The sequence below is a fragment of the Aquimarina sp. RZ0 genome (assembly GCF_008370685.1).
Taxonomy (GTDB): domain Bacteria; phylum Bacteroidota; class Bacteroidia; order Flavobacteriales; family Flavobacteriaceae; genus Aquimarina.
Genome location: NZ_VTZU01000014.1, coordinates 1 through 17,390, shown reverse-complemented (window position 1 = coordinate 17,390; position 17,390 = coordinate 1). Strand labels below are relative to the sequence as shown.

The following is a 17,390-nucleotide window of genomic DNA, read 5'->3' as shown; positions in this document are numbered from 1 at the left end:
TAGCTTTTCTAAGCGGAAAACATAATTACGTATGAGGAATAAACATAGAAACAAAGAACTCAAAAAAGTAAAGAGAATCAAAAATGTTTTGAATCAAAAACTAAGAACTCTGATCTCTCGGCTACGGCTTTCTGCCCTCGGACTTCAGACTTCGGATTACAAACCATCGCATCGCATCATTGCCTTGTTTTTTACGATTATTTTTTTACAAACATTGATTCCTTATAATCAATTATGGGCAAACAACAATGGACCCACAGCTCCAGAAGCAGCAGCCTTTGAGCCTGTAGATGCTACGGACATGGTAAATCTAGTAACAGGAGATTTTTCGTACGTATTACCATTACTCAATGTACCATCCCCAGAAGGAGGATATCCATTAGCATTATCCTACCATGCAGGGATTGCGATGGATCAGGAAGCTTCCTGGGTAGGATTGGGGTGGTCTTTGAATCCAGGAGCTATTAATAGAAGTGTTGTCAAATCTCCTGATGATTGGTATGATGCAAAAACATATAATATTATTACTTCTGGAGTCAATAAAACTTCTAGGTTTGGTTTTTCTGCAGGTATTGGTTTTGGTGATGGTTTTGGAGGGTCGATAGGTTTTTACATAAGTAATACTGAAAACCGAGCTTTTACAGGAGAAACTGAATATCGTAGAGATTTTGGATTAACAGGAAGTGTTGGTTTAGGAGAAAATTCTCCTATTTCAATTAACGGAAGTATTGGAACTGATGCTGTAAGTGCTGGAGTAAGTTTAGGTCGTAATGGGGTTAGTGCCAATTTAAATGTATCTCAATCCTTTATAAATGGAAGTACTACAGCTTCATTATCTTCATCTGATGGTACAGGTGTTTCTTTAAACTCTAAGCAAGGCTTAAGTGCTACATATCTTGGAGCAGGTATAGGGCTCAACAATAGTATCAGTGGAAATATTACTCCAAATATTACTAAGAGAAATATAGCAGCAAACCTCTTTGTGTTCGGTCTCAGTTATTCTGAAAGAAAATTTTGGGTTTTTGAAGCCGATTATACAATTAATCAGGGTTCTTTATATGCAGGAGCTATGGATGAGGTTCTTCAAAAATCAATCTTCGAAACCAAAGTTGATTTTGACAGTTATGAATCAAAAAATCCTTTTCTTGATGACACTGAAAGAGGTAGTTTCTCTTTTACGGGGTATGACAATTATAATGTGTCGGGACAAGGTATTTCAGGTACTATGAGTCCTTTAGTAATAGAACCTGGATATTTACATACAAAGCAAGATGTAATCAGTTCTGCTTCTGGAGAAGATGCATATATGGTGAGTCAGTATCCTAAATCTTTAAGGAGATTTAACAACAGGATTGATGCTTCGAATGGAAATGATATTCACTTTTATTTTCAAAATGAGCTTTCCTCCTATCTCAATTTGGATACTGGTAATTGGACACCAAACTTATCTAATCTCCCCACCGATATTTTCGATTATGATATCTTAGATAATACAGTAGTTTCTAATTTAAATGGTGAAACCATGTATGTTGCCAATAAAAATCGATTAAAAAAAGGTAAATATGTTGAGACCTATACGAATGAACAAATAAGTGCTAATCCAAATCTTATTTTTTTAAATAATCAAATTGATAGAAATGACCCTAAATTAATACCCTCTAAAGGGATAGGAGCTTTTCAGATAACTGCAATTGATGGAAAAACCTATCATTACACAATACCTGTATATCAAAGAGAACAAGTTACACGTAGTTCTAATGAAGAGTATAATATTGAAGAAAACTATAATGAAAGTCAACAATTTGAACCCTATGCAACACATTGGTTATTAACTGCCATTACTGGGCCAGATTATATTGATAAAAATGCGGATAATCTTATTGACAAAAACGATTATGGATATTGGGTTACATTTGATTATGGTAAGTGGAGTGATGGATATAGCTGGAGAAACCCAACTGATGGAGAATCAGTCACTGAAAAAACAAAAATATATTCCTGGGGAATCAAAGACATATATTATTTAGATAAAATAAAAACAAGAACACATACGGCACTTTTTATTAAAGAAGATAGAAAGGATGATAAATCTTCTAAAATAGACTTTCCCAAAGGATCGAATGATTTGAAGTGGTTACAGGACATTCATCACGGTAAGCGTGTAAAAGGAAATGATGGGGAAATTTATTTGAACGGAATTTACGGGACTAATGATTATGCCCATAATGTAAATATCGCAAATACTTACCATGGCTATAAGTATAAGTCTAAAATTCACAAATCACTACGCCTTGATAAAATAGTGATACTAAAAAACAAAGACCTCCCTTCGAACTTATCTAAATCAAATAATAATGAACCCGCTTCAGTACACATAGGTGATATTGAGATAAGGGAACGGATAGAGGGTTTTGATTCGGCAGGCAGAGTAATTATTGATAAACCAGCAATAATTCATCAGAGATCCTGGAATGGAGAGTTTTATAATAATGTTCTAGATAAGGATGATATAGAAGCCCTAAGTGCTGATATCATAGAAAAAGCAACTGAGGTAATAGATTTTAATTTTGATGAAACATATCCACTTGCTAAAGGGTCATTTAATTCTGATGCAAGTAGTAAAGGAAGACTAACCCTTAAGTCTCTTTCTATAAAAGGTAAACAAGGAAATAAATTAATACCTGATTATAATTTTTCTTACAATAAAGCTCAAATAGGTTTTAATAAAGATGAAATTGATCCATGGGGATATCAAAAAATACATCCTGATGCTTGGAGTCTATCAAGTATTCAAATGCCGACAGGAGGAAAGATAAATATCAAATACCAATCAGATGAAATTAGCAAAGAAATAGTAAAAGGACTACGTGTTTTTTATCAAGATTTGCAGTTTTCTTTTTCCACAGATATTTCAGGAAATAAAAATGTAATGGTCAGGAATAATCCAGAAATCACGGATAAAATTGATTTTAGAAATTATTTTGAAGTCGGAAAAAATGCATTTTTAGATGCACTATATTGGAGACATCCTCCTGGAAACACATCCCATAGGATCGGAGATGTTGCGGGATATTATCCTATAATTAATGTTACTGCTGATCAAATTACTTTTCAGATTCCAAATACACATTTGAATCAAAATGTAAGAAGAGGTAGTAACTGTATTAAAAATCAATGGTCATATTACAATCAATTAGAAAGTATAACAGGACAGTGGTTTGGATCAATCGATGGTGGAAACTGTGGAGACCCGAGAACAACAAGCAATGGGACTAGAAGCAAATACACATTCATTGCTAATAAAGCGTCTTTAGAAAATAATAAACAAGGTGGAATTAGAGTATCTGAATTAACAACTACACAGAATAATAATTCATATAAATCTATATATGATTATAATAAAACTCCAAACCAGAGTTCAGGAGTTACAATACACACTCCTTCTGATTTTAGAAAAAGTATTGGTTTTATAAATGAATTACCATCGCCACAGGTAATGTATGGACAGGTAAAAGTCTCTAAGTATGGTAATGATGATCTACTACAAAGTAGTACTATATATCGTTTTAAAACTTTCGATAATATAACTTATAATAATGCTGGATTTAGTTTAGATGATATACTATCACTTACAAAATCACAAGATCAAAATATTACTAACCTTGATATCGAAGTCAAACCTGGAAGTATAGAAAGAGTAGATATTAATTTTTCTAGACATAAATTAACAAATAACCTCACTTCATTAGGAGCTTTACTTTCTATAACAGATCTTAATTCAAAAGGACAGTTGATATCAAAAGTCGAAAATGAATATGATCTCTTAAATAACAAACTCGGATCAACTAAAGAGTCTTTTAAAACTATAAAGCTAAATGTAAAATCAGGTAAGAAAAAATATTTTCTTAACACTTCGACAAAAGAAATGCAAATTGCAACATTAAGAAGTACAAAGACTACCAGAGGAGGTATTTCACAGACTGTTGAATTTGTAAACTTTGATAATTTAACAGGTAAAACGATTGAAACCGAACAGACTCTTGGTGATGGACAATTAGTTAGAACAAAAGAATTCTTAGCAAAAGATGTTAATTCCTATAGTCCTTCTACCGGTTATAGCATGGGCTCCAAGGTAGACAATCCGACCAATAAAAATATGCTTACCCAGACAGCTGCTAATCTCACACAGATAAAAGGCAGCAATGGAGATTGGAAAACCATCAACGCGGATATTACTACCTGGAATAACAATTGGACCTATTATAATCAGAACGGTACTACGACAACTCCAGCAAATGCAAGTGAAAAAATCTGGAGAAAACACAAAACCTTTGCCTGGAAAGGGCAAGTAGACGATGATGGCGCCTATATTGGATATACAGGAGCACTTGATGATTTTGATTGGAGTGATGATGGTACACAAGCCAATACTAAATGGATAAATACAAGTACTGTAAGTTTATATGATCATTATTCGATGCCATTAGAAGCTATTGATATTAATGGAAATAAAGCCAGTACTAAAATGACAGATGATCAATCCAAAATTATTGCTGTCTCCAATGCTGGATATCAAGAAATGTTTTATTCCGGAGCAGAATACAGAGATGGTAATTATCTGGAAGATCAGATGCTGGGAGGGCAATATCAAAAATCAGATGTGGCGCATACAGGAACACAATCGCTATTGCTTGATTCTGGTAATCAAGGATTCAAAATCACGCTTCCTTCAGGGAAACACCGCGAAGGAAAGTATAAAACTTCGGTATGGGTTCGCAAAAGTGATTTAGGCAAAATACGTATCAATATCAAAGGCACTACGAAAACCTTTAATGGAGAGCGTGCAGATGCTGGTGATTGGACACAATTAAATCATTATGAGGATCTGGGATCAGGAAATGAGACTGTATATATCACTGCAGCTGGAGGGAGCATTTATGTAGATGATTTTAGAATATGCCCTATAGAATCCTCAATGACCTCTTATGTGTATAACCAATGGGATGAACTGAGCTATATCATAGGAGCAAACAATCTGGCAACTCATTATATATATGATGATGCGGGGAGATTGATCGAAACTCAATCAGAAGTTATCGATAATGAGACTACTGATGGAGGGTTTAAAAAAACACAACGTACTATTTATAACTATAAATAATGAGAGATGAATACTAAGACATTAAAAATATACATATATTGCTTATTACTGATAGGTATTCAGAAAAATAGAGCAACGACTATTTGTGATTTAGAAAATTTACTACCAAAAGAAACGCAAATCAATAATTGTAATAATATTACATTTGAGTCTAATGCCCCCTTTCAACTTAATGTAACAAATACAGGTGGAGTTTCTACTGTGGGATATATACTGAATCCATCTCAATGCTCTATTCCAACACCAAGTGCTGAGATTTCTATTAGTTCTGATTGGATAACAAGAGTTGACCATCTTTCTCAGATTGGAAAAGGGTTGCTTCATATTTATGTAAATCCCAATAGAAATTTATTTCCCAGGCAAACTGCCGTGACACTAAAATATCATAATCCTGATAATGGTGGAAGTGGAATTGATATCTATTTTACAGTAATCATAACACAAGCAGCAGGAGTTGCATACTATGTAGATTCTGATGGTGATGGCTGGGGAGATTATAGTGAAACACCTTTTTATGGTACGGATTTTGACACACCTCCCCCAGGATGGGTATCCAGAGCAGGAGACATCTGTCCTACTGTTCCTGGTCCCAACAAAGGCTGCCCCTTCTCTATCCCAGCAGATGACAAAAACTGGATAAACACCCGATCTTTTGATATTACAGGAAAAGCAATCGGGCAGACACACGCCTATTTTGATGAACTGGGCAAAGCTACCCAAACCTTTTCCTGGGATTTTAAAAGCAAAAAAATCTGGGCTAATGAAACCCGCTATGACCATCAGGGAAGACCTGCACTCCATACCCTAAGTGCTCCTATTGGAGAATCTCCCTGGTTATCAGGTGAGACAACACCAGAACCAGGCTATCAGGATGATTTTATCAAAAAATCAAACGGAGATCCTTATCTAATCTCTGACTACGAAAAAACAGATATAGAAAACCCATCTCCAGTAGGAGCGCAAGCCAATTCACTAGGGTGGTATTATAGTAATAACAATAGTAGTGATCGTTTTCAGGATGTAACCAACAGACCCTACTCCCGAACAATTTATAGCGAACTTAACCCCGGAACAGTCTTAAAAACCATTGGCGGTAATAAAATGGATGACCAATGGAAAAATGAATACGTGTTTTCTATGCCAGCTGGACAGGAACTATCAAAACCCGGAGCTTTTGGGGATAATGCATATAATGATTATAAAGTTATCAAAACCGTAGCAAGGGATGTACACGGGGTAGAGAGTGTCGTTTTTACCGATACCGATGGTCGTACATTGGCAGCAGCTCGTAGTGGTAATGAACAAGGAAATCCTGATAATACACGCACAGCATCTGTAAAAATTGGAGAACAGGGATATGTTGATATACACATTCCTGTAGGGCGTATTGGAATTACGGTTACTGGGCGATATGCCTCTGGGACACAGGTTTTTGATTTAATTACAGAAAAACTGGTAACTATAAATAAACAAGACTTACCTCCTGGCTTTTATCGCATTGCATTTCCTAATCCAGAATCTTATATCCCGGATAGTGTAACTGTAACCTATCCAGAAAACTACTATGACTACAGCCTTAATGAGTATGATAAAGCAGGTAGATTACTAAGCAGTAAGCAACCTTTGCAGCATCTGGAAAGTATCTTTGAGTATAATGCCCTAGGGCAATTGACCCATACACACAGTCCTGATGAAGGGGATGCCTGGTTTAAGTATCGCAGTGATGGACAAATACGTTTTTCTCAGAATAGTAAACAAAAGATCACGGTAAGTGAATTTAATGGCACTGAAGAGTTTTCATATACTAATTATGATGATAAAGGCAGGCCTATAGAAAGTGGTGTTTTTTATGGAGCTCCAAAAAGAGTATTATTTGATGACTTAAATCCAGATGATTTTATTCCTATTGGATTTCGTAAAGAGGTTCATAAAACCACCTATGATTTTATATCAGAAACAGATAAAGACTTTTTATCAGGGATACACAGTAGGTATGCCAATCCTTCGTTTTTAGCAGGTAATGTGGCTAAAACAGAGAACGATAATACGACTACTTATTATAGTTATGATATCTATGGCAGGGTGCAATGGATCATACAGGATATCGCCGGATTAGGCGCTAAAACTATTGATTATGTGTATGATCCTGTGAGTAGTCAGGTAAATCAGGTACTATATCAAAAAGGGAAAGAAGATCAGTTTATACACAGGTACACCTATGATCCCGATGATTATAGGCTGACCAAAGTAGAAACCTCTACGAGTGGAACCAACTATACGGAGCATGCCAGCTATGAGTATACCGAGACAGGGCAGTTAAAAACCCTAAACCTTGCAAAAGGGCTGCAAGAGATAGATTATGTATATACCCTTAATGGAGCCTTAAAAAGTATCAACCATCCTAGTCTTGATGCCAATGGCGACCCTGGTAATGACAGCAATGATCTTTTTGGGATGACCTTACACTATTATAATAATGACTATGCCCGCCCTAATGCTATCCCTAAAACAAGCGCAGGTATAAATCAATATAATGGAAATATCAAAGCCATTACCTGGAACACCAATAGACCAGATATGGCGACCACACCAAGCACATATTATTATGAATATAATAAAAATAACTGGCTACAAGGTGCTAGTTTTAATAAAGCGATTACCGAAGGAGAAGGAAATATAGCACCCACAGCAACCAGAAACCAGCAGGTCACAACCAGTGAAACTGTAGAAGTAAGTGAAGCTATCACCTTAGCTCCGGGGTTTAGTGTTACAGCGACAACCGCTCTTAGCTTTGAAGCAAAAATAAGGTATCCCGGTAGTGTAAGTGATGAAGAGGATTATAATGTATATGGCATTACCTATGATGCTAATGGAAATATCCAAACCCTCAATCGTAATAAAAATAATGCTCATGGTAGCAATGCTATGGATAAGCTATCGTATGCGTATAAAACAGCTAAACCCAATCAATTATTACGGGTAGATGATGCTGTAGGTACTATAACTGATGCAGATGATATCGAAGATCAGGATGGAGATAATTATATATATAACGAAATAGGTCAATTAATAGAAAACAAAGAAGAAAAGATTACCTATCTTTACAACGCCAGTGGATTGGTGACCGAGGTGCGTAAAAATAACAACCCCTTGGTGAAGTTCTTTTACAATGATAAAAATCATAGAGTTCGCAAAGAGTCTTATAATCCTACAAATGGTAACTTAAGCTATACAGAACATTATGTACGTGATGCAGGAGGTACAACTATAGCAATTTATAGAGATCAACTACCCATACACCTTACTATCTACGGAGCTAGCAGATTAGGGATTTATAATAGGGTAGATGGTTCCAGCAAGTATGAGCTTACCGATCATTTGGGGAATGTACGTGCTGTAGTGGGTAGAGATAGACAAGGTATTTCTTTACAGCAATATGGACAAACTGATTACTATCCCTTTGGCATGCCAATGCCTAACAGAAACCTAAAAGGAGATTACAGATACGCATACCAAGGACAAGAAGTAGATCCCGAAACTGGAAAAGAAGCATTCCAACTTAGATTATGGGATAGTAGAATTGGTCGATGGTTGACGACCGATCCTGCAGGGCAGTATAACTCACCTTATCTAGGAATGGGTAATAACCCAATAACAATGGTTGATCCTGATGGTGGTTTTAGTTGTCCTGATCCTCCTTGTAATGGTGGTAATTTACCTCCTGGATCTCATACTTTAATCGGTGATGATGGTTTTGTTTCTGGTGACACCTTTTATGGTGGTGATTTAGGGGAAGTTTTAATAACTGCTAATACTAACTTAGCAGGTGCACCTAGATTAATACCACAAGCACCAATGCGTGTGATTCCTGGCGGTGGTGGATTACAGAATCCAAGCCCACTACCTGGTTTTTTTGCTACTTTATATATGGGTAAACAAATGATTGATTTATTTTCGTCATTTGAAAATCCTATATATAATATGCCTAAATCTGATTATGATAAACCAGAAGATGAAAGTAAATTATATCTTTATAGAGCTATGCGAATGTCCAATGGCATGCCTGAAATAGGAGATGAATCTCTTGCTCAATTAGGTATAAGAACAAAAGATGTTAATGGAGCAGGACCTAATACACATATATTCCCAAGTGAACTTATGGGTATGTCAGTCACTCCGTGGAACGGAGCTATTACTTATCCTCCTCCAACAGCTAATAAGCCACTATGGAGAATTCATATAGTTAAATTACAAATCCATGGTTTAAGCTTTTTTCAAGATGGTCCTACACATGGAGTTGTAATCCCATCAAATCATACCAGTTTGACAAATTTTAGAACACGTGTACATTCAACAGCTCCTTACTGGGAAAGAGCCAACTAATAATTATAAAAAATGTTAAATTATAAATTAAATATTGATGATTTTTTTAAATCCGTTTTTAATTCAATATTAAAACAAGAATATAACTATCGAGATAGCTTATTGAATGGAGTTCCTTTATTATTAGAAATAAGAAAAAAAGGAATATCAAAGGAAGAAATTCAAGAATATATAAATGAGTATTATCAAACGTTTTGCTCAAAAGAAACAGACTACAATAGACACTTTGATGATTTTTTAGTAGATTTTGTAGCAGATATTAAAGGTCCTCCTTGGTCTAGAAACTTAGACTTTTGGGACTCTAAAATATCATTTGAAGACTATAAAAAAAGTGTCTTATAAATTACCCTGCTCTACGAAGTATGGTGTGCTGCGCCCAAGCTGGTGCGAGCGAAATTAAGTAACGGCTAGCGCGATGGCTCTGGCTCGTGCCATATCAGATTGTCAGATAAGAGTAAGAAATAGTAAAAGCAGTCACGTTTGTATATCAGATGTGGCTGTTTTATTTGTGGGTTATAGGGTTTTTAGTTTTGCTGCTTTTACTAGATTATCGATAAGGTAAAAGATATGTTGTTTGTCTTCTTCTGGTAGATGCTCGATATCATTAATACGTTTTAAAATATCTTTATTGTAAGTAGAAAGTTGTCCTTCACCAATTAGATAATCTACAGATACATCAAAGGTTTTTGCAACTCGCTCTCCGAAGAATGATTAAATAAAAAAAGGAGTGCTGCGCGAATGTCTGTGACTTCGTGCCGTATCAGATTGGTAGATAAGAGTAAGAAAATAAAGTAAGAACAGTCACGATCTATAAAAAGAATGTGGCTGTTTTTGTTTTTAAGAATATGCCAATCGAGCTTTTGCATCACGGATCATTGCATCAAGAGCAAATAGGATATGTTCTCTATCTTTTTCGGGTAGTTTTTGTATGGTCAGTATTTTGTTGGTGATTGATTCATCAACGAGTAGTTCTGTTTTGCCAACCAAATAATCCAATGATACGGTAAGTGCATCAGCCAGTTTGGTAGCTACTTCAATAGAAGGGTTAGAATCTCCACGCTCATATCTTCCCAATACATTAACGTGTATATCTACCTGTTTAGCCAGTTCTTCTTGTGAGAACTTGTTCTTTTTTCGTAATTCCTGTAACCGTTCTGCAAACTTCATAATCGTAAATCTACCTTAAATAGTGTGTTTTCACAAATGTAAAGGACTTATTTAGGTTTAAAAACAATTGATTGAGTTGTTTTTTAAAACGTTTTAGGTATATTTGAACCTAAATAGTAAGATTTAGGGAGTTATGAACAAATTGCAGATTGATAACACAGACCAACTCATTTACGAAAATGACATTCTAGAACTAACAGTCTTAGGAGGTATACGATTAGAAGGATTGGATAGAATGCGTATCACAGTCAAAGTACAATTACAAGAAAGCAGTAGACCACCAGTTCGTCATAACCTAGATTTATATAATGATACACAATTAGAAAAGTTCATACGTAAATGTGCTGAAAAACTAGAAATCGGTACAAATGTTATTGCAGCCAACTTATCAGAACTCACAGAAGAACTAGAAAAATACAAGTTAAACCTGATTAAGCAAAAAGAGGAAAACCTAAAACCTAAAGTAAAACAATTAAATATAGCAGAAAAAGAAGTCGCAGAAACCTTCCTAACACAACCAGACTTACTACAAACGACTAATGATTTGATCGGTAAAAGCGGCGTAATCGGAGAAGAAACCAATAGATTATTAATGTATCTAATCTTTACATCAAGAAAACGACAACAACCGCTACACGTCATAAGTCTAGGAAGTTCAGGAACAGGGAAAACACATTTGCAATCATCTGTGGGAGAACTTATCCCAGAAGAAGAACGGGTAAGTATCACAACCTTATCAGAAAACGCATTCTATTACTTTGGTAAACAAGAACTCAAACACAAAGTCATATTAATAGAGGATTTAGACGGTGCAGAAAATGCACTCTATCCATTACGAGAGCTACAAACTAAAAAACGTATTGTAAAAACCATTGCCAGTAAAAATCATAAAGGAGAAACCCAAACAAAATATCTTGTGGTAGAAGGCCCTGTTTGTGTTGCAGGTTGTACCACCAAAGAACATATTTATGAAGATAATGCAAATCGTAGTTTTTTAATATATCTCGATGAAAGCACCATACAGGATGAGAAAATAATGGGGTATCAACGTCAATTATCTGCCGGCGAAATAAATACTTACGAACAAAAAGAAATACAAGAGTTTTTACAGAACACTCAAAGAATACTTAAACCTATTACAGTAAGAAATCCATATGCCAATAAACTCAATCTTCCACAATCAGTATTTAAACCACGAAGAACCAACAATCACTATTTACAATTTATAGAAGCGATTACCTTTTACTATCAATACCAACGAGAGCAACAGACAGATAAGGAAACGGGTGAAATGTATATTGAAACCACCTTAGAGGATATTGAAAATGCAAATATGTTACTCAAAGAAGTATTACTACGTAAAAGTGATGAACTTACGGGAAGTTGTAGAAATTATCTTGAAAATCTAAAAGAGTATCTAAAAACGAAGAAGAAAAAGGACTTTACAGCATTAGAAGTCCGTAAGCAATTACGATTACCAAAAACTACGCAATGGCGGTATCACAAGCAATTAATAGATAGTTATTTAATACAGCTAATCAAACAAAAAGGAAAACAAACCAATCGCTATAAACTGACCAATGAGAAGGAATACCAAGAGTTAGAAGCACAAATACAAACGGTTTTAGATGATTGTCTAAGTAAGATTAAAAATACTGTCTGTGGCGACTCGCTACGTTCCAGTGTTCCAAAGCGTTCCAAATCTAAAATGGAACGGTTAAACAAAACAAAAACAGCCAATTAGACTAACTGTTCCTGTGTTCCTTCAAAAGATATAAGTGCAATGAGAAAATTAACCTTAAAAAATGAAAGTTACCAATACTTAGAAGCTTCTTTTAAGGAATGGTTGGATATTTTAGGTTATGCAGAAAGTACCGTTTATAATCTGCCAAATCATATACGGGAATTACTCTACTACTTAGAACAAAAGAATATTCCTCATATCAAAGAACTAGATAACCTGATTATCAAAGAATATTATAACCATCTAAAATTACGTAGTAATGATAGAAAAGGTGGAGCACTAAGCAATGGCAGTCTGAACAAACATTTACAAGCACTTTACAAGTTTACAGACTATTTACGCCAAAATGGTAGAATAACCTTACCTAAATTATCCATTGATTGGGAGCAAGACGACACAGGAACAATCGAAACCTTAACTATACAAGAAATTAGGCATCTATACAAAGCTACAAGACATTATCCCAGAAATATAAAACACACCAAACCCCAATACTTTTTTGAAGCGATTGCGCTGCGTGACTGTGCTATACTAACCATATTTTACGGTTGTGGATTACGCAGAAATGAAGGGTATCATTTACAAGTAGAGGATATTAATTTTGATCGGCAGATACTCCACGTCAGAAAAGGAAAAGCTAATAAAGAACGGTTTGTACCCATCAACAAAGCCAACCTAAACTACTTGCAAGAATATGTATACGATGGCAGACCAATACTGATAAAAGACAAAACAGAAAGTGCATTTTTCATAGGTGAACGTGGCAAACAACTTACGGCACAATCCATTGCCATACGATTAAAAATATTACAACAAAGAACTGATGATATTGTATTACAAGAGAAAAATGTACGCCTGCACGTATTACGACATAGTATCGCTACACACCTACTTCAAAATGGAATGCCATTAGAAAATATCAGCAGGTTTTTAGGACATACCAGCCTAGAAAGCACACAAATTTACACTCACTTAATAGCTCAACAAGATGAATGATTTTAAAAGCTACTTGTTATCAAAAGGTTTTAGTTCTCAAACCACAGCTACCTATCAAAAGAACTTACTCGCCTTTATCACTTGGACAGATGCACAGCAAATAGAATCTGAACAAGCAACTTACAGGGAATTGCTAGGTTATATCCAACATCTACGAAACAAAAATGTAGGTAGTCGTGCCATACAATCCTATATCAACAGCTTAAACCATTATTATAAATGGGTCGTGAAACGAAACTTACGAAATGATAATCCAACCACAAATATTGATATTAAAGGCATCAAACGTAGAAACTTATATCATATCCTTAGTAAGCAAGAACTCCAAAAATTATATTACGATTATAAAGAATTATCAAGTCAAAGCCCATCTGAAAAGCGTAATGAAATTATCGTTAGTTTATTGGTATATCAAGGTCTTACTACTACAGAACTCAAAAAACTAACGATCCAAGATGTAAAACTACGGGAAGGAAACATTTACATCGCAGCGACAAGAAGAAGTAACGAAAGAACCCTAAAACTGGAATCCCACCAAATACTAGATATTATGGAATATACCTTACAAACTAGGCAAGCCATATTATCGGAAACCCAAAAAGAGACCGATCTATTTTTAGTCAGTACAGGAAATAGCTTACAACTAGGTAATGTCCTTCAAAAACTAATGCAGCAACTACGTAAGCAAAGCAGAAAAATAGAAAGCCTTAAACAAATACGAACTTCGGTTATTACCCATTGGCTCAAAAATTACAACCTACGGGAAACCCAATATATGGCAGGACACCGTTTTGTAAGTTCTACGGAAGCGTATCTAATCAATGACTTAGAAGATTTACAAACTGATATCGATAAATATCATCCAATAGGATAAAATAATACATTATGAAAACACAAAATAGAAGCCCTTAAACAGGAAAAACATAGTATTTTTATTCCTTAAAACTGTAACCACGAAAACAGTGTCTTAAAAATTATGCCCGTCACGTCTGCAAGTAGGGAAACCCTTGCGCTGTATGTTACAGTACAGAAGGAAGGCTAAAACGGGTTCTTTCACTCCTTAAAAACTGTAACAATGAATTTACAAGAATTTACGGCAAAGTATGCCAATACGGTACATATCGATACCAAAACCCAAGAAACATATATTAGAATCCCTGTAACTGACTTGGGTGAACTAAGTTTTATGCAACATACCTTATTAGAAAACCTGAATTTATTAAGTCAGTTAAATGATGATCTAGAAACTAACAGGGATATGAAAGACTGTATGTTTTGGATATCAAAAATCCTACTAGCCAGTTATCCTTCTGATGAACTTGAAGGAATAGCAAAACTAATACAATCAGCATCTAAATTAATGTAGACAACTAATACTAATAAATCTCGAATCGTAAGGTTCGGGATTTATTAATGAATACGATCTAAACAAGATAAAATAATAACTTTGTAATTATGAGTAAAATAAACAAAACAACTTACACTACTTTTTTACAAGAAATTAAAGAACAGGTATATCAATCTCAATACGAAGCTTTAAAACAGGTAAACAAGCAATTAATCAAATTATACTGGGCAATAGGTAAATCTATTGTTGAAAAGCAAGAACAATTTGGTTGGGGAAAATCAGTAGTAGAAACCTTATCAAAAGATTTACAAAAAGAGTTTGTTGGAGTAAAAGGTTTTTCTACGGATAACCTTTGGAGGATGCGTAAGTTTTACATAAAATATTCTGAAAACTCAAAACTTGCACCATTGGTGCAAGAAATAGGATGGAGTCATAATATTTTAATAATGGAGAAATGTAAAGATGATTTAGAACGTGAATTTTACATCCAAATGGTTAAAAAGTATGGTTGGACAAAAAATGTATTGATCCATCAAATAGAAAGTAAATCTTATGAACGTTTTTTATTGAATCAAACCAACTTTGACAAGACTTTAGAAGAGAAATATAGACATCAGGCAAAATTAGCAGTCAAGGATAGTTATAGCTTTGATTTTTTGGGAATGAGTGAAAATTATGGAGAGCGGGAAATGGAACTCGGACTTATAAAAAACATACGTTCTTTTTTAATGGAAATGGGATCTGATTTTGCTTTTATAGGTAATCAATATAAAGTAACTGTTGGAGAAGATGATTTTTATGTTGACTTGTTGTTATATCACAGGAGATTAAAGAGTTTAGTGGTTATCGAATTAAAGACGACAAAATTTAAGCCAGAACACGCAGGACAGATGCAATTTTATCTAACCGCATTAGATGAGCAAGAAAAAGGAGAAGACGAAAACCCATCCATAGGAATCATCATTTGTAAAGGAAAAAATAGAACCGTTGTAGAATATGCTTTAAAACGTGTGAATGCTCCAATGGGTGTTGCAGATTATAGAATTACAGAAGAACTACCAGAAGACATGCAAGAACTATTACCGTCAGCAGAAGAAATTGTAGAACATTTACAGAAGTTCATAGATAAGAAATAGTAGGTAAATGGATATAGAAAAAGAAATAACAGCAATACAAGAAGAGATAAGTACTATCAAAGACCCGTTATTCATTAAGGTGATTAAAAGTATATTGGTATATAGAAAGAAAATGGTGCAGCCAGAATGGTGGAATGCATTAACAGAAGAAGAAAAACAAAAGTTTTAAAAGATATGGAAGATGAAACAGAAAAAATGAGAGCAGAATTACTAGAGTTCATATCAACTTGTGAGGACGAAGTATTGTTAGAACAAATATTAGAAGCTGCTAAAAAATACCATAATGAAAATGAATGAATCAGAGATTATAAAGCTAAAGTTAGAAATCATCCAATTTATACTAGATTGTAATGATGAAGCCATTTTAGCTGAAATGGAGAAAATTTTACGGGAAGGGTAAACCTTTCTTTGAAAAATCGCACATATCCCGAATCGTAAAGGTTCGGGATTTTTGTTTCATAGGATAAAAGCCAAGTGAGTCGGCTATCGCCTCCGATTTACTATTATCACATCAGCCCGAAAAGGGCTTTTGTAATAAGCTGTTATAAGGAGTTCCTTCGTCACGCCGCAAGCTATTTTTTGTTATTCCACAAATGCAGAAAAAGCATTTGTTCCATACCGCTCCAACTTCCTCACCTTCGGTCGTCAGTCTCCACTACAAACAAATAGCCTTGCTCTGTTCCTCTATCACCCGCAGCTACTTTTTTGCTTAAAAACAATAAGGTACGCTAACGCTGAATATTAATTTAAGCAAAACCGCTACTTCATTGGCTACGCCGCTTGGTCGCAGCCTAGCCGATTATTTATGTTGAAGTTTATATTTTGATAAATAGGAAAACATAAAAATCGTCTGGCACACAAAACCACTACGTTCTCTTTTGTGTGTCGGCTGCTCCTCTCCGCTACGGCTTCGCCAGTTTTGCGTGCAACGCAGCTTCGTTCAATCGCCACTAGGCTATGATTATTATTAAAGTTGAAGCTCGGCAACTAACTGCCTTTGCGCACTTCAACTTTAATAATAATCGTTCTTACTCATACGGAAAAACGCTTCAAAAGTGGAAGATTGAAAAGGATAATGCGGTTGTGATCTTCCACTTTTGAAGTGTTAGGCAAAGTGCCGATTGAACGTCACGTAAACAAGCTCAAAACCATTAAAAATGCCACTAGAACCGTCCAAATCACGTCTACGACACAATTATACCGCTATAATATTATAATATCTTCCGTAAAAATCGTGCCTTAAACATCAAATCTTCAATATTAGCAGTCTGTGCGCGCCTATTTTACATAGTTGTATTATGGGGCGCGGGTGTAGTGTTGGCATAAGAAAGTACCCATAATGCCCAATTATGTAAAGATAGGTTTGGTGATGTGGCTGGCAATACAAAGACGGAATTTTACTATATTTACAAGGTCGATAAGACATACGTTCTTTTAAAAAAAGTGTAGAAGGAA

11 protein-coding genes are annotated in these 17,390 nt (G+C 35.0%); 10 read left to right on the top strand and 1 reads right to left on the bottom strand.

Annotation, left to right across the window (positions count from 1 at the left end):
- Window positions 1-31: 31 nt before the first annotated feature.
- The 3 genes from F0000_RS07135 to F0000_RS07125 are packed head-to-tail and all read left to right on the top strand — an operon-like array spanning window position 32 to window position 9,886.
- Window positions 32-5,161 (top strand): hypothetical protein, encoded by a 5,130-nt coding sequence (locus F0000_RS07135; RefSeq protein WP_149624028.1) that lies wholly within the window; start codon window positions 32-34, stop codon window positions 5,159-5,161.
- 6 nt (window positions 5,162-5,167) lie between these two features.
- Window positions 5,168-9,544: an RHS repeat domain-containing protein gene (locus tag F0000_RS07130; RefSeq protein ID WP_149624027.1), complete on the top strand. Its 4,377-nt coding sequence runs from the start codon at window positions 5,168-5,170 to the stop codon at window positions 9,542-9,544.
- Between the two features lie 12 nt (window positions 9,545-9,556).
- Entirely contained in the window at window positions 9,557-9,886 is a 330-nt protein-coding gene (locus tag F0000_RS07125) for a hypothetical protein (protein WP_149624026.1), read from the top strand.
- Window positions 9,887-10,381: 495 nt separating this feature from the next.
- Here the strand turns inward: F0000_RS07125 and F0000_RS07120 are convergent, their stop codons facing one another.
- The gene (locus tag F0000_RS07120) at window positions 10,382-10,711 is read right to left on the bottom strand and encodes a helix-turn-helix domain-containing protein (RefSeq protein WP_149624025.1); all 330 of its coding nucleotides are present in this window, start codon (window positions 10,709-10,711) and stop codon (window positions 10,382-10,384) included.
- A 133-nt stretch (window positions 10,712-10,844) separates the two neighbouring features.
- On the opposite strand from F0000_RS07120, the gene F0000_RS07115 reads away from it, so the two are divergent.
- From F0000_RS07115 to F0000_RS28225, 7 genes are all read left to right on the top strand, one after another.
- Window positions 10,845-12,455, top strand: coding sequence for a hypothetical protein (locus F0000_RS07115; protein WP_149624024.1), 1,611 nt, complete (start codon window positions 10,845-10,847; stop codon window positions 12,453-12,455).
- 39 nt (window positions 12,456-12,494) lie between these two features.
- Window positions 12,495-13,451 (top strand): tyrosine-type recombinase/integrase, encoded by a 957-nt coding sequence (locus F0000_RS07110; RefSeq protein WP_149624023.1) that lies wholly within the window; start codon window positions 12,495-12,497, stop codon window positions 13,449-13,451.
- Window positions 13,444-14,325: a tyrosine-type recombinase/integrase gene (locus tag F0000_RS07105; protein WP_149624022.1), complete on the top strand. Its 882-nt coding sequence runs from the start codon at window positions 13,444-13,446 to the stop codon at window positions 14,323-14,325. Before F0000_RS07110 ends, F0000_RS07105 begins: the two co-directional genes overlap by 8 nt.
- 201 nt (window positions 14,326-14,526) lie before the next feature.
- The gene (locus F0000_RS07100) at window positions 14,527-14,817 is read left to right on the top strand and encodes a hypothetical protein (protein WP_149624021.1); all 291 of its coding nucleotides are present in this window, start codon (window positions 14,527-14,529) and stop codon (window positions 14,815-14,817) included.
- Window positions 14,818-14,906: 89 nt separating this feature from the next.
- Window positions 14,907-15,935 (top strand): YhcG family protein, encoded by a 1,029-nt coding sequence (locus F0000_RS07095; protein WP_149624020.1) that lies wholly within the window; start codon window positions 14,907-14,909, stop codon window positions 15,933-15,935.
- 7 nt (window positions 15,936-15,942) lie between these two features.
- Entirely contained in the window at window positions 15,943-16,104 is a 162-nt protein-coding gene (locus tag F0000_RS27645; RefSeq protein WP_188112043.1) for a hypothetical protein, read from the top strand.
- A 5-nt stretch (window positions 16,105-16,109) separates the two neighbouring features.
- A complete protein-coding gene (locus F0000_RS28225; RefSeq protein ID WP_255452658.1) occupies window positions 16,110-16,232 on the top strand; it encodes a hypothetical protein in 123 nt (40 codons plus the stop codon).
- The last annotated feature ends 1,158 nt before the right edge of the window (window positions 16,233-17,390 follow it).

What these genes read in the sequence shown, in the direction of transcription:
- F0000_RS07135 (WP_149624028.1), top strand. Translation starts at nt 32, where the DNA reads ATGAGGAATAAACATAGAAACAAAGAACTCAAAAAAGTAAAGAGAATC.
- F0000_RS07130 (WP_149624027.1), top strand. Translation starts at nt 5,168, where the DNA reads ATGAATACTAAGACATTAAAAATATACATATATTGCTTATTACTGATA.
- F0000_RS07125 (WP_149624026.1), top strand. Translation starts at nt 9,557, where the DNA reads ATGTTAAATTATAAATTAAATATTGATGATTTTTTTAAATCCGTTTTT.
- F0000_RS07120 (WP_149624025.1), bottom strand. Translation starts at nt 10,711, where the DNA reads ATGAAGTTTGCAGAACGGTTACAGGAATTACGAAAAAAGAACAAGTTC.
- F0000_RS07115 (WP_149624024.1), top strand. Translation starts at nt 10,845, where the DNA reads ATGAACAAATTGCAGATTGATAACACAGACCAACTCATTTACGAAAAT.
- F0000_RS07110 (WP_149624023.1), top strand. Translation starts at nt 12,495, where the DNA reads ATGAGAAAATTAACCTTAAAAAATGAAAGTTACCAATACTTAGAAGCT.
- F0000_RS07105 (WP_149624022.1), top strand. Translation starts at nt 13,444, where the DNA reads ATGAATGATTTTAAAAGCTACTTGTTATCAAAAGGTTTTAGTTCTCAA.
- F0000_RS07100 (WP_149624021.1), top strand. Translation starts at nt 14,527, where the DNA reads ATGAATTTACAAGAATTTACGGCAAAGTATGCCAATACGGTACATATC.
- F0000_RS07095 (WP_149624020.1), top strand. Translation starts at nt 14,907, where the DNA reads ATGAGTAAAATAAACAAAACAACTTACACTACTTTTTTACAAGAAATT.
- F0000_RS27645 (WP_188112043.1), top strand. Translation starts at nt 15,943, where the DNA reads ATGGATATAGAAAAAGAAATAACAGCAATACAAGAAGAGATAAGTACT.
- F0000_RS28225 (WP_255452658.1), top strand. Translation starts at nt 16,110, where the DNA reads ATGGAAGATGAAACAGAAAAAATGAGAGCAGAATTACTAGAGTTCATA.